10 protein-coding genes are annotated in these 13,267 nt (G+C 45.3%); 6 read left to right on the forward strand and 4 right to left on the reverse strand.

Translation table 11 applies throughout. The annotated features are described in order from the left end of the window. Positions 1-107 precede the first annotated feature (107 nt). Together der and ST37_RS16345 are read left to right on the forward strand one after the other, a co-directional pair. Entirely contained in the window at positions 108-1,589 is a 1,482-nt protein-coding gene (der, locus tag ST37_RS16340; protein ID WP_084888365.1) for a ribosome biogenesis GTPase Der, read from the forward strand. Positions 1,590-2,038: 449 nt separating this feature from the next. Beyond that, a complete protein-coding gene (locus tag ST37_RS16345) occupies positions 2,039-2,263 on the forward strand; it encodes a zinc ribbon domain-containing protein (RefSeq protein ID WP_084888367.1) in 225 nt (74 codons plus the stop codon). Here the strand turns inward: ST37_RS16345 and xseA are convergent. Then, positions 2,260-3,606, reverse strand: coding sequence for an exodeoxyribonuclease VII large subunit (xseA, locus tag ST37_RS16350; protein WP_084888369.1), 1,347 nt, complete (start codon positions 3,604-3,606; stop codon positions 2,260-2,262). The two genes, ST37_RS16345 and xseA, sit on opposite strands and share 4 nt — an antisense overlap. Positions 3,607-3,837: 231 nt before the next feature. On the opposite strand from xseA, the gene guaB reads away from it, so the two are divergent. Both guaB and guaA read left to right on the forward strand, forming a co-directional pair. Further along, positions 3,838-5,301, forward strand: coding sequence for an IMP dehydrogenase (guaB, locus tag ST37_RS16355; protein WP_084888371.1), 1,464 nt, complete (start codon positions 3,838-3,840; stop codon positions 5,299-5,301). A gap of 134 nt (positions 5,302-5,435) precedes the next feature. Further along, on the forward strand, positions 5,436-7,013 hold the full coding sequence (guaA, locus tag ST37_RS16360) for a glutamine-hydrolyzing GMP synthase (protein ID WP_084888373.1): 1,578 nt from the start codon (positions 5,436-5,438) through the stop codon (positions 7,011-7,013). 64 nt (positions 7,014-7,077) lie between these two features. On the opposite strand, the gene ST37_RS16365 is transcribed toward guaA, so the two are convergent. The 3 genes from ST37_RS16365 to ST37_RS16375 all read right to left on the reverse strand — a co-directional run bounded on the left by ST37_RS16365 (position 7,078) and on the right by ST37_RS16375 (position 10,625). Next, positions 7,078-7,794 carry a PEP-CTERM sorting domain-containing protein gene (locus ST37_RS16365; RefSeq protein WP_084888375.1) on the reverse strand — a complete coding sequence of 239 codons (717 nt, stop codon included), beginning with the start codon at positions 7,792-7,794 and terminating at the stop codon, positions 7,078-7,080. A gap of 344 nt (positions 7,795-8,138) precedes the next feature. After that, positions 8,139-9,647, reverse strand: coding sequence for a glycerol-3-phosphate dehydrogenase (gene glpD, locus ST37_RS16370; protein WP_084888377.1), 1,509 nt, complete (start codon positions 9,645-9,647; stop codon positions 8,139-8,141). A gap of 210 nt (positions 9,648-9,857) precedes the next feature. Then, positions 9,858-10,625, reverse strand: a complete 768-nt coding sequence (locus ST37_RS16375; RefSeq protein WP_084888379.1) for a DeoR/GlpR family transcriptional regulator — start codon at positions 10,623-10,625, stop codon at positions 9,858-9,860. A gap of 224 nt (positions 10,626-10,849) precedes the next feature. Between ST37_RS16375 and glpK the strand changes: the two genes are divergently transcribed. Continuing rightward, complete coding sequence (glpK, locus tag ST37_RS16380; protein ID WP_084888381.1) at positions 10,850-12,373, forward strand: glycerol kinase GlpK; 1,524 nt, start codon at positions 10,850-10,852, stop codon at positions 12,371-12,373. A gap of 155 nt (positions 12,374-12,528) precedes the next feature. Beyond that, positions 12,529-13,257, forward strand: coding sequence for a hypothetical protein (locus ST37_RS16385; protein WP_084888383.1), 729 nt, complete (start codon positions 12,529-12,531; stop codon positions 13,255-13,257). Positions 13,258-13,267 lie beyond the last annotated feature (10 nt).

Raw genomic sequence — 13,267 nt, forward strand, 5'->3', positions numbered from 1 at the left:
GTTGGTTGGTTTTGCTTTCGTAGGTGCGTTTTCTGAAACACTATCGTCGAGAAGACGACACGTAAGTGGCAAAGCCATTTACTTAGTTATTGAATTTTGAGGTCATTATGGTTCCTGTAGTTGCTTTAGTTGGACGTCCTAATGTGGGTAAATCCACCCTATTTAATCGCCTAACTCGCACTCGAGATGCGTTGGTTGCTGATTTTCCTGGTTTAACACGTGATCGTAAATACGGTCAGGCGAAGCTGGGTGAGCACGATTTTATTGTGATCGATACAGGTGGTATCGACGGCACTGAAGAGGGCGTAGAAACCAAAATGGCCGAGCAATCGCTAGCGGCGATTGAAGAAGCCGATGTTGTGCTGTTTATGGTTGATGGCCGCGCTGGCCTCACCGTTGCAGACGAAGCGATAGCTCAGCACCTTCGAGTCATCGAAAAGCCGGCAATGCTGGTGGTTAATAAAGTTGATGGTGTCGATGCGGACGCCGCCAGTGCAGAATTTTGGCAGCTTGGTATGGAGTCTATGTATCAGATCGCTGCAGCTCATGGCCGTGGTGTAGCATCATTGATTGATAAAGCTCTGAATCCGTTTGCAGAAGAGCTAAAGAGCCAGCAAATTGAAGATCTAACGGGTGAAGAAGCACCAGAAGAGGAAAAGCTGGAGTACACCGAAGAAGAAGCCGAAGCCGAATACAAGCGCCTGCAAGACCAGCCAATCAAATTGGCGATCATTGGCCGCCCTAACGTGGGTAAATCAACGCTGACCAATCGCATTTTAGGTGAAGAGCGTGTGGTTGTGTATGACATGCCTGGAACCACACGTGACTCTATCTATATCCCAATGGAGCGTGATGAGCGTGAATATGTGCTTATCGATACCGCGGGTGTTCGCCGTCGTAAGCGTATCAACGAAACCGTTGAGAAGTTTTCGGTGGTAAAAACTCTAAAAGCAATAGAAGACGCTAACGTAGTATTGGTTGTTATTGATGCAAGAGAAAATATTTCGGACCAAGATCTAAGCTTACTTGGTTTTGCGCTTAATGCAGGTCGCTCTATTGTTATCGCCGTCAATAAATGGGACGGATTGGATACAGACGTCAAAGAAGGCGTTAAAAAGGAGCTAGACCGACGTTTAGGTTTTGTCGATTTTGCTCGTATTCACTTTATTTCAGCCCTTCATGGCACAGGCGTTGGTCACTTGTTTGAGTCGGTTCAAGAAGCGTATAAATCTGCAACGACACGTGTTGGTACTTCTGTGCTGACTCGTATTATGAAAATGGCGACAGAAGATCACCAACCGCCATTAGTTCGTGGACGACGTGTTAAGCTAAAATACGCACACGCAGGTGGGTACAATCCACCTATCGTGGTGATTCATGGTAATCAGGTGAATGAACTGCCAGCGTCGTACAAGCGTTACTTAATGAATTACTATCGTCGTAGTTTGGAAATTATGGGAACACCTATCCGTATTCAATTTCAAAACAGCGAAAACCCGTTTGAGGGTAAAAGTAATAAAATGACCTTGTCACAAGAGAGAAAGCGCAAGCGACTGATGACAATGATCAAAGGAAAGAACAAACGATAGTCGCATCAGTGATGAAGAATGTATTAAGCCTCGGTATTTTACCGAGGCTTTTTTTTGAGGTTTATGCAGCAGAGTACCCAGGAAAATAAGGACTTATAGTTTGAACTCAGATTGACATGTGACATCGTCAATGGCGAAAGAATTTTGATACACTAATCAGGCAATGAGCAGAGAAACGCACTGCGATCGCAATAAGATCGTTTTGGTTTGTTCTGTAAATATGTAATATTGGAATGAAAATAGATTTTTATACTACCTAAAATTGAAATGCAGGATATGTAACTTATGCTTTCGGTATGTGGTTATATAAATGTTCTTTTTAGGGTAGATCGCTGATCAAATGCCTATAAGCCTAAGATCAGTGAGTTGATCCTTAACAATGCTTATGCGACAAGAGATCTTTTTCAATGGTATAAACAGTAAACGCTTAAAAGGTTCAAGGAAATAGTATGACAGATAACCTCTGCCCTAAATGTGATAAAGAGTTGAGTTGGAATAGTCGCTACGAATGCGAGAGTTGCAATGCGGCTTATCTAAAAGTGGGTTACTGCCCAAAGTGTGAGTCAGAATTAGAAAAGCTCCAAGCGTGCGGCGCAGCAAATTACTTTTGTAATACCTGCAATGAATTGCAATCGAAGTCTAAGGTTCGATTTGAGTTCAAACCAATCAGTTAAAGTGGTTTGGTATCAATCACGGTTGAAGTGATCTCTCCACTCGACAGTCGAGTAGTTAACGTATCACCTTGTTTGACGACAGTACTATCCACGACGACTGAACCATCGCTTTTATGTGTTATAGAATAGCCGCGTTTTAGAGTAGACAGAGGACTAACGGTATCGAGTTTTTCCATCTGCATGGCAAGTTGATGCTGCTTTTCTACCAGAGTGCGTTTGGCTAAGCTGTTTAGCTTATCACTTAAGTGAGACACCTTTTGGCTTTGGATTTCAATCCGCCTTTTGGGGCTTGCCATATGTAATTGATGGCCACTCTGGATCAGGTGTTTTGTCTGCGCATTGAAGTAGTGGCGCATCGCTTGCTCTATTCTAGACTGATAATCATCTAATCTTTGAGCTTGTCTCTCTAATCGGTATTGAGGGTGGGCTTTATCCAGTTTGTGCTGCAAGTGTACGAATGTTTGTTGCTGCTTACTTAACTGTGCGCTCATTGAGCGTTTAAGCGCTGCAACCAAATTCAACACTTGGCTGGCTTTATGACTTTGATCTTGACTGACCAACTCTGCGGCAGCGGAAGGTGTTGGTGCTCTTAAGTCGGCCACAAAATCACAAATGGTGACATCGACTTCATGGCCAACAGCACTAATAATCGGGATCTGACTCGCCGCAACGGTTCTCGCCACTATTTCGTTATTAAAACACCATAGATCTTCTAGCGAGCCGCCGCCACGACCAAGGATCAATACGTCGCACTCTTGACGATCGTTTGCACGGCCAATAGCCTGAGCAATAGATATAGACGCTTCTTCACCCTGCACCATAGTTGGGTAAATAATGACATTCAAACTAGGATCGCGTCGCTTGAGAACATCGAGCACATCGTGTAATGCCGCCCCAGTCTTTGATGTGATCACACCAACCGTTTTGGGATGTTCAGGTATTGGGAGCTTGCTTTGCTGTGAAAAGAGCCCTTCAGCAGCTAACTTCATCTTCAAGGCATCAAACTGCTGTTGCAGTTGACCGTCACCTTCTGGCTGCATCGAGTCTGCAATAAGTTGATAGTCGCCGCGAGGTTCATACAGTGAAAGACGTGCTTTGACTAAAACTTGCTTACCGTTTTCTGGACGAAAATTGACGCGCCGGTTGTTACCGCGAAACATCGCGCACTTTACTTGAGCACGAGAGTCCTTAAGCGTGAAGTACCAATGCCCTGATACTGGAGCAGAAAAGTTAGAAATTTCACCCACTAACCAGATAACACCCATTTCATTTTCCAGTAATAGACGCACCTCAGAGTTGAGGCGAGAAACAGTATAAATATTGGGGTTGTTAGTAGAAAGCACGATAAGGCTGACTCAAATCACGAAGACGTGGGTGTAGGAATTAGCGGCAATATAATACATATCAAGGGTAGAAAGGCAAATTTTTATCACAAAAATGTGTGGCCAACCGTTTGCGTAGTGCGTATAATCCGTCTGCAATATCAAATCCAAATCCGATTATGGCGCCGCAATTTCGCCGCTAATTGATTTGGATTTACTGTTTTTTAAACCACTTGTTGTGAGATATTGCAAATGCTAAGAATTGCCAAAGAAGCGCTGACGTTCGATGATGTCCTACTCGTACCAGCTCACTCCACTGTTCTCCCAAACACGGCTGATCTTCGTACTCGATTGACGAAGAACATCACGTTGAATATTCCTATGATTTCCGCCTCTATGGATACGGTAACTGAAGCTCGCCTTGCGATTGCTTTGGCCCAAGAAGGTGGCATCGGCTTCATCCATAAAAACATGTCCATCGAGCAACAAGCTGAGATGGTTCGCCAGGTTAAGATTTTTGAAGCAGGCATCGTGTCACATCCCGTGACCGTTAAACCTGAACAATCTATTGCTGAGGTGCTGGAACTGACCCGCATTCACGGCTTTGGTGGCTTCCCAGTAGTGACCGACAATAACTTGTTGGTGGGTATTATTACCGGTCGTGACGTTCGCTTTGTTACTGATTTGTCTAAGAAAGTCGAAGCAGTTATGACGCCTAAAGATAAGCTTGCGTCAGTAACCGAGGGTGCGTCTCGTGAAGAAGTCGAAGAAAAAATGCACAGTGCTCGCGTAGAAAAAGTATTGGTTGTCAACGACCAGTTCGAACTGCGCGGCATGATCACAGCTAAAGACTTCCATAAAGCAGAACGTAAACCTAACGCATGTAAAGACGAACGTGGCCGCTTGCGTGTTGGTGCAGCTGTTGGTGCTGGTGCTGGTAACGAAGAACGTGTTGCCGCTCTCGTTGAAGCGGGTGTTGACGTACTGCTGATTGACTCATCACACGGTCACTCTGAAGGCGTATTGCAACGTATCCGTGAAACTCGCGCAGCGCATCCTGATCTAGACATCATCGGCGGTAATGTGGCGACAGGCGCTGGTGCGCAGGCGTTAATTGACGCAGGTGTCAGTGCAGTAAAAGTCGGTATTGGCCCTGGGTCAATTTGTACAACGCGTATCGTTACCGGTGTTGGTGTTCCTCAAGTTACCGCGATTGCCGATGCAGTTGAAGTTGCCGATAAACACGGTATTCCAGTGATTGCCGACGGTGGTATTCGTTTTTCTGGTGATATTTGTAAAGCTATCGTAGCGGGCGCTTCTTGTGTCATGGTAGGCTCAATGTTCGCAGGCACAGAAGAAGCGCCTGGTGAGATCATTTTGTATCAAGGTCGTTCTTACAAGTCTTACCGTGGCATGGGCTCTTTGGGCGCAATGTCTCAAGGATCATCTGACCGTTACTTCCAAACCGATAATGCTGCAGACAAGTTGGTTCCAGAAGGCATCGAAGGTCGAATCGCCTACAAAGGTAAATTGAAAGAGATCGTTCACCAGCAAATGGGCGGTCTGCGCTCAAGCATGGGGCTTACGGGCTCTGCAACCATTGAAGTAATGCGCACAACCGCTGAGTTTGTTCGTATTTCTGGCGCTGGTATGAAAGAGTCGCATGTTCATGACGTGCAAATCACCAAAGAAGCTCCAAACTACCGTTTGGGCTAACGAATACCTTGCGAGCACTTAGCGGTGCTCGCACTGTTTCCGGTTAAAGTGATACACACTTTGACTACCCTAATTATTTAAAGTTTTGGTTCTAAGGAATGGAGCCGACCACCTAATATTTGAGATTATTTCTAATGACAAAGAATATCCACGATCAACGCATCCTTATTTTGGACTTTGGTTCACAATACACTCAGCTTATCGCACGTCGCATCCGAGAAATTGGTGTTTACTGTGAACTCTGGAGCTGGGATGTTGATGAACAAGACATCAAAGAATTTGCTCCTAATGGCATTATTTTATCTGGTGGTCCAGAGAGCGTTACAGAGAATGACTCTCCACGAGCTCCTCAATATGTATTTGACGCGGGTGTTCCAGTACTTGGCGTTTGTTACGGCATGCAGACAATGTCTGAGCAACTTGGTGGCAAAGTTTCGGGCTCTGACGAGCGTGAATTTGGTTATGCTCAAGTTGAAGTGGTGGAAAACTGTGAATTGTTCAAAAACATCGAAGATGCTATTGCAGAGGATGGCAATGCACTCCTTGATGTGTGGATGAGCCATGGTGATAAGGTTGTCGAGATCCCAGCGAACTTCACTAAAATTGCTCAAACTGATACTTGTCCGTTTGCTGCAATGGTCAATGAAGAGAAAAAATTCTATGGTGTTCAGTTCCACCCAGAGGTGACGCATACTCGCCAAGGGCAACGTATGCTAGAGAACTTTGCACTCAATATTTGTGGTTGTGAAAAGCTGTGGACTTCGCAAAGCATTATCGACGACGCAATTGCTCGCATTAAAGAGCAAGTGGGTGATGATGAAGTGATTCTTGGTTTGTCTGGTGGCGTTGACTCTTCGGTAGTTGCTATGCTGGTTCACCGCGCGATCGGCGACCGACTCACTTGTGTGTTTGTTGACAATGGGCTACTTCGATTAAACGAAGCGGACCAAGTCCTAGAAATGTTTGGCGACCACTTTGGGTTAAACATCGTTCACGTTGACGCAGAAGAGCGCTTTTTGAATGCTCTTGAAGGTCAATCGGATCCAGAGCAAAAACGCAAAACCATTGGCCATGTGTTCATTGATGTGTTTGATGAAGAGTCGAAGAAGTTAGCCAATGCACGTTGGTTAGCACAAGGTACGATTTACCCAGATGTGATCGAGTCGGCTGCCTCGAAAACAGGCAAAGCTCACGTCATTAAATCTCACCACAACGTTGGTGGCTTGCCAGATGATATGGAAATGGGGCTTGTTGAACCATTGCGTGAGCTGTTTAAAGATGAAGTACGTAAAATTGGTCTTGAGCTTGGCCTGCCATACAACATGCTTTATCGCCACCCATTCCCTGGGCCTGGTCTTGGTGTTCGTGTACTGGGTGAAGTTAAGAAAGAGTACTGTGACCTACTACGCCGCGCTGATGCTATCTTCATTGAAGAACTGCACGCAGCGGATCTGTACAACAAAGTATCTCAAGCCTTTACGGTATTCTTACCAGTTCGCTCCGTTGGTGTAATGGGTGATGGCCGTAAATACGATTGGGTTGTCTCGTTGCGCGCTGTTGAAACTATCGACTTTATGACTGCGCACTGGGCACACCTTCCATACGATTTCCTAGGAAAAGTATCCAATCGCATTATTAATGAGATCGACGGTATTTCTCGAGTGGTTTACGATATTTCTGGTAAGCCACCGGCTACCATCGAGTGGGAATAGTAGACTTACTAGAATAACAAAAGGGAGCTCATAGCTCCCTTTTTGTTTAATGCATTGTTTGCAATTACGAATAGCTGGTTCTACGACGATGTCTTAGTGACGCACCCAAGCCAATTAAGCCAAGACTGAATAGAACAAGAGTTTCAGGCTCTGGCACTGGGATACCGAAGGTTGTGATTTCAATATCGCTAAGCTCGAAGGTAATCGATTCGAGGTAGAAGCGAGTATCAACAGATGTAATTCTCACAAAGTCGTCAGTTAGCACATCTCCGGTTAAACCGTCTAATACACCATCCGGACTACCCGCAAAATTGTGGGTTTTTGAATCTTCGATTGCATCAGTGTCACCGTTGACGAGTTCAAATAAAATTTCATGAGAGTCGCCATCCCATGTATCACCATGTCCAGCACCAGGAGTGCCGGTACCACCATTGAACGAAATTGCGGTTACCGTTACATCAGATGAGAATGCTAATGTTAGCCACTCGCCGATTCCGGTATTGTCACCGTTGACGCCACCATCAGCACCAATACCCGCATTTGGGGGACTGATGTCTTGAACTGTATCGCCGGTGCTACTACCTACGGTTAAATAGTCGCTAACGTCATAATCATACACGAGCTCCACACCATCGTAATCATTACCGTTGGCCGCTGCGCCTCCATTAGGTATGGCATAGTCGTATGCCCCCCCGTTCCAATCAAACTGGAAAGTGATCGCTTGCGCTTGTCCTGCAATGAACATACATCCTAAAGCTGTAAATAAAGTCGTCTTAAACATAGTAAACCCCTTTCGGAACACTGCATCTTCGAGTGTTAGCAACCACCTTGGTCACATACCATTCACAATTTGCATAACGCATGCCAGCAAAAGAAAGACTATTTTCATCAGTCATTTAAAGTGAGTTGAATGTTAGTTATTTGTCTATTGTTAAGTTTTTGTAAGTAAACTTGACGCTGTGTTGGCGGTGTGCTGACCGAAATATGCTGCGAAAAAGAAAGGTATGAGGATAACTGGTTGATTAATCGCAGTTACTGACGCTGAATAGTCTCTGTAACGAAACTGTAAAGAAAGTCGACACCGAACGTGAAGGTGGCTCAGTGTCGAAGTGAAAGGTATTTATGCTATGCGCTAACTGGTTGATTTATTATCTGATTTGAAGAGATAAAGTCACTAATGTTTTGCTGTGTCTGTTTCGAACATAACAACCCAAGCTTAGTTCTGCGCCAAGCTATGTCTTCAAATGTTTGTGCAAATTCATGCTCACGAAGGTAATCAATTTCAATTTGGTATACCTGATCGCCGAAGTGCTCACCGCATTGTTCTTCTGCGTTGATATTGTTAAGTAGCGTTAGACTGCGCGAACCATATTGTTGAATTAGGCGCGAAATAGTTGCGTCAGTTAGCCACGCACACTGGGCCTTTAGCCTGTGGTGAATATCAGTGCTATTGAAGTTTTCGCCACCAGGGAGGGTAGAGTCGCTAGTCCAACTCTCGCCCATGTTAGCGAGAAAAGGCTTGAGTTGCTTCATCGCTGATTCACCAAGCTTTCGGTATGTTGTGAGCTTGCCACCAAATACCGATAGTAATGGAGCTTGTTCTTCTTCTTGGTTTAACGAAAGCGTGTAGTCGCGAGTGATGGCCTGCGGTGAATCGGATTCGTCATCACACAAAGGTCTTACGCCACTGAATGTCCAAACAATATCGTCCACTGAGAGTTGCTGTGTGAAGTGTTTGTTCAACACCTCAAGCAGGTAATCGCGTTCGGTGTTATCTAGTGCGACATCTCTTGGATCGCCTTTGTACTCGACGTCGGTGGTCCCGACAATCGAGAACTTGTCTAAGTATGGAATAACAAAAACGATTCGTTGGTCGTCATTTTGCAAAATATACGCGTGATCGCCGTTGTGCAATCTAGGCACGACAAAGTGGGAACCTTTGATCAATCGGATTCCGTAAGGAGAGGATTGAGAGAGGTTTTCCGTTAAAAAGCTTTTTACCCAAGGTCCGGTTGCGTTAACCAAAGCGTGGCTATAACGAGTGAAAGACTCACCGGTCAGTTGGTTACGCAATTCCACTTCCCATAAGTCATTAACGCGGGTTGCTTTGGTCACAGTGGTGTAGTTTTTCACTTCTGCACCATTTTCTTTGGCTTGCATAGCATTAAGAATGACAAGTCGCGCGTCATCAACCCAGCAGTCCGAATACTCAAAACCGCGTTTGATCTCTGGTTTGAAAATACCGTCTTTGGTCAGGTCAACATTGTGGCTGCCTTTGAGCGTGGATCGTTTTCCAAGGTTGTCGTACAGAAATAGGCCTGCACGAATCATCCAAGCTGGACGCAAAAATGGACGATGAGGCAAACGAAAACGCATGGGTTTTGCAATGTGAGGCGCTTTTTTCAAAATAACTTCACGTTCGCTTAATGCTTCCGACACTAAACGAAATTCATAATGTTCTAGATAACGTAGGCCACCGTGAATCAGTTTTGAACTGGCAGAGGAGGTCGCGCTTGCAAAGTCTTTTGCTTCGTATAAACCGACGCTAAGCCCACGACCCGAGGCGTCTGCTGCTATGCCAGCACCATTGATACCGCCGCCAACGACGATAATGTCCATTACTTGTTCGCTCATCACTAAACCTTTCGTTTTCGCTCGTTTATGCTCGTTTTGGGTATTGTACGAAAATTTGAGCAAAAAACCAGAGGTTTAGTGCATTAAACTTTACATTTTGTAAACATAATTAAAAAGCCGTTGCAGCGAAAGAGGTTGTCTGTCGCTGTAACGGCTTTGTTTGTGAGGGATAACGGTGGCGCTCTGTGTTAAACAGAGCCAAATAGACTCCTAGGGCGTCGCAATCTCGATGACGACGTCATTGAGTTTGGCAATTTCTTGGATAGTCTTTGAGGGGAGTTGGTCGGTGATCATACGGTCGATTTCACTAATGTTGCCTAGTTTAACCATCGCACTGCGCCCAAATTTTGTATGGTCTACCCCTAAGTACACTTGGCGGCTATTTTCAATGATGGCTCGTTTGACGCGAACTTCGTGATAGTCAAAATCGAGAAGAGAGCCATCGTCATCAATTCCACTGATCCCCAAAATGCCAAAGTCTAAGCGAAACTGCGAAATAAGATCTAATGTTGCTTCCCCGGTAACGCCACCATCGACGCTGCGAACTTCACCACCGGCAATAATGACTTTAAAGTCACTTTTGGTCATAAGCAACGTGGCTACATGGATATTGTTTGTCACGATATTGAGCTGTTGGTGAGAATTGAGCAGTGCTCTAGCAATAGACTCTGGCGTTGTACCAATGTCTATAAACAGAGTTGCTCCATTGGGTATATGCTTAACTAATGCCTGAGCGATGAGATCTTTTTCTTGCAGTGCGAGTACTTTACGTTGATCGTATGCGGTATTCTCTGAGCTAGAAAATACCGTTGCTCCGCCATGGTTTCGCTTGAGTAAATTTTGCTTCGCGAGTTCATTAAGATCACGACGAATCGTTTGTGGACTAACACCAAAATGGTCAACTAACTCATCGGTTTCAACAAACCCTTTGTCGTTTACCCATTTAACAATTTGGCTGTGGCGCAAACTAGATTTCACGTAAGTCCCTATATATAAGCGAGGTTGCAGTGGCTAATTTATCAGTCTAGGGGCCAATGGTTAAGGTTAGACGAGCTTTTTTTTGAATTGCTGACGAGAATGAGAGTGATTTCTTGATTAAGTTAACAATTCTTGTTTCAATTGTAGCGTTGATGTTGCTCGAACGAGCATTTACGAGCACTATTGCGTTCAAAATAAAATAAGATGATCCGTGGGAGATGGATATGACCCTCAATGTACACCAAGACGCCCCCTATATTGTTGCCTTGGACCAAGGGACCACCAGTTCACGTGCTGTGATACTGGATCATGACACCAATATAGTGAGCGTTGCTCAACGAGAGTTTGAACAGATTTATCCTCAGGCAGGTTGGGTAGAACACGACCCGATGGAAATTTTTGCCACGCAAAGTGCCACATTAGTGGAAGTGCTGAGTAAAGCCGGCATCGCAGCGGCGCAAATTGCGGCTATTGGTATCACAAACCAACGTGAAACAACCATTGTGTGGAATAAAAATACCGGTAAACCTGTCTATAACGCCATTGTATGGCAATGCCGCCGTACTGCCGAAATGTGCGACCAGCTTAAAGCTGAAGGGCTAGAAGAATACATAAAAGACGCCACAGGGTTGGTGCTTGACCCGTATTTTTCAGGGACAAAAGTAAAATGGATACTCGACAATGTGGACGGTGCAAGAGAGCAAGCTGAAGCAGGGGAGTTGCTGTTTGGAACGGTCGATACTTGGTTAGTCTGGAAAATGACCCAAGGCCGTGTCCATGTGACCGATTACACTAATGCCTCGCGAACCATGTTGTTTAATATCAATAGCATGCAATGGGATGACACCTTGCTCGAGAAATTTGGTATTCCTCGTTCAATGATGCCAGAGGTGAAAAGCTCTTCAGAAGTTTATGCCCAAGCAAACCTTGGGGGGAAAGGCGGGATTCGAATTCCTATTGCAGGCATCGCAGGCGATCAGCAAGCTGCATTGTTTGGTCACCGCTGCGTCCAACCAGGCCAAGTAAAAAACACCTACGGTACAGGGTGCTTTTTATTGATGAACACGGGCAAGGAAAAAGTCACCTCAAATAGTGGGTTGTTAACGACAATTGCTTGCGGCCCGAACGGTGAACCGAATTATGCGCTAGAAGGCGCGGTATTTATGGGCGGCGCGTCGATTCAGTGGCTGCGTGACGAAATGAAGCTGATCACCGACGCTAACGATTCCGAGTATTTCGCAACCAAAGTCGACTCATCGAATGGGGTTTATGTGGTTCCTGCCTTCACTGGATTAGGCGCACCTTACTGGGATCCTTATGCACGAGGCACAATTGTTGGCTTAACCCGAGGCTCAAACTCAAATCATATTGTTCGTGCAACACTGGAGTCGATTGCCTATCAATCCCGTGACGTGATGGATGCAATGAAAGTCGACTCAGGCAATGACATCTTGTCACTCAGTGTCGATGGTGGCGCTGTTGCGAATAACTTCCTTATGCAGTTCCAGTGCGATGTTCTTAATGCGGATGTAATTAGACCTAAAGTCACCGAAGTAACCGCCCTTGGTGCCGCGTACTTGGCTGGCTTGGCAGTCGGGTTTTGGTCGTCTATTGATGAACTTGCTGATAAAGAGATTGTCGATAAGCGTTTTGAACCTAGCCAAGATGACGGTAAGCGTGAACAGCGTTACGTTGGCTGGCAGCGTGCAGTGAAATGCGCTCAAGTTTGGGCTGAATTGCACGACTAAATGCCTGCAAATTAACAAACTAAAAGAGGCGTTAGCGCCTCTTTTTTTTGACTTACGCGCTCTTTTGCCAACAATAATTCGATACTAAAAACTGCGTCTATAAGCTATAGTGTAAAGAGTTTCCTTTCACTAAAGTTCATACCTAAGCCGTACCCATGTCGTCAAAATATCTCGAAAAAGTTTGGAGCCATAAAACGGTTACCATGGAAGAAAAACTGCTTCTACTCGCACTTGCCGAGCTTGCGGATCGTCATGGTGCGTTTATTACTAGTATGCAAGAGCTGTCGCAAATGACCAGTGGTTCAGAAAGTGCGCTCGAGAACTTGCTGTCTAAGCTTAGCCTTAACCACCACATTATTGGTCTTAATAAACGAGGTAACTCTTATCGCGATGGCGGTAACATCAAAGGTAAGTTGAATGTGGATACCTATGTCGATCATGGGGCTTCACAGCAACACACCAACGAACAGCCAGCGCAATTTGAGCAAGCGTTTCAAAAGCGCAGTAAAATGTCGAGTTTTCATCGCTCGCAAGTGTCGCCAATCCAGCCAAGCGGCAATAACAAAATGATCAATGCCAAAGAACTGTCTCCCAATGTTATCGAAGATTGGGCTGAATTGATCATGTTCAAAAGTGGCTTTGCTGGCCAAACGGCGGTATGGGCCAGTTTCATCGAAAAGCTGAGGCTGACACCTCAAGCACTGTTTAACATGGACGAAATGACCAGTCGATTGCACTCTCATCTTCATTCAGAGAAGATGCCGTATCAAAGCACGCGTAAATCGTCGAACTATCAAAAAGGCCAGTACCAAAAAGCGCCAAGACGTTCGGCGGTGGATGAGTTAGAAGAAAAGATTTCCAATTTTAAGTTTAACGACGAGTAAGGGACCGATT

Source organism: Vibrio sp. qd031 (genome assembly GCF_002100145.1).
Taxonomy (GTDB): Bacteria; Pseudomonadota; Gammaproteobacteria; order Enterobacterales; family Vibrionaceae; genus Vibrio.

What these genes read in the sequence shown, in the direction of transcription:
- guaB (WP_084888371.1), top strand. Translation starts at nt 3,838, where the DNA reads ATGCTAAGAATTGCCAAAGAAGCGCTGACGTTCGATGATGTCCTACTC.
- ST37_RS16385 (WP_084888383.1), top strand. Translation starts at nt 12,529, where the DNA reads ATGTCGTCAAAATATCTCGAAAAAGTTTGGAGCCATAAAACGGTTACC.
- guaA (WP_084888373.1), top strand. Translation starts at nt 5,436, where the DNA reads ATGACAAAGAATATCCACGATCAACGCATCCTTATTTTGGACTTTGGT.
- ST37_RS16365 (WP_084888375.1), bottom strand. Translation starts at nt 7,794, where the DNA reads ATGTTTAAGACGACTTTATTTACAGCTTTAGGATGTATGTTCATTGCA.
- glpK (WP_084888381.1), top strand. Translation starts at nt 10,850, where the DNA reads ATGACCCTCAATGTACACCAAGACGCCCCCTATATTGTTGCCTTGGAC.
- glpD (WP_084888377.1), bottom strand. Translation starts at nt 9,647, where the DNA reads ATGAGCGAACAAGTAATGGACATTATCGTCGTTGGCGGCGGTATCAAT.
- der (WP_084888365.1), top strand. Translation starts at nt 108, where the DNA reads ATGGTTCCTGTAGTTGCTTTAGTTGGACGTCCTAATGTGGGTAAATCC.
- ST37_RS16345 (WP_084888367.1), top strand. Translation starts at nt 2,039, where the DNA reads ATGACAGATAACCTCTGCCCTAAATGTGATAAAGAGTTGAGTTGGAAT.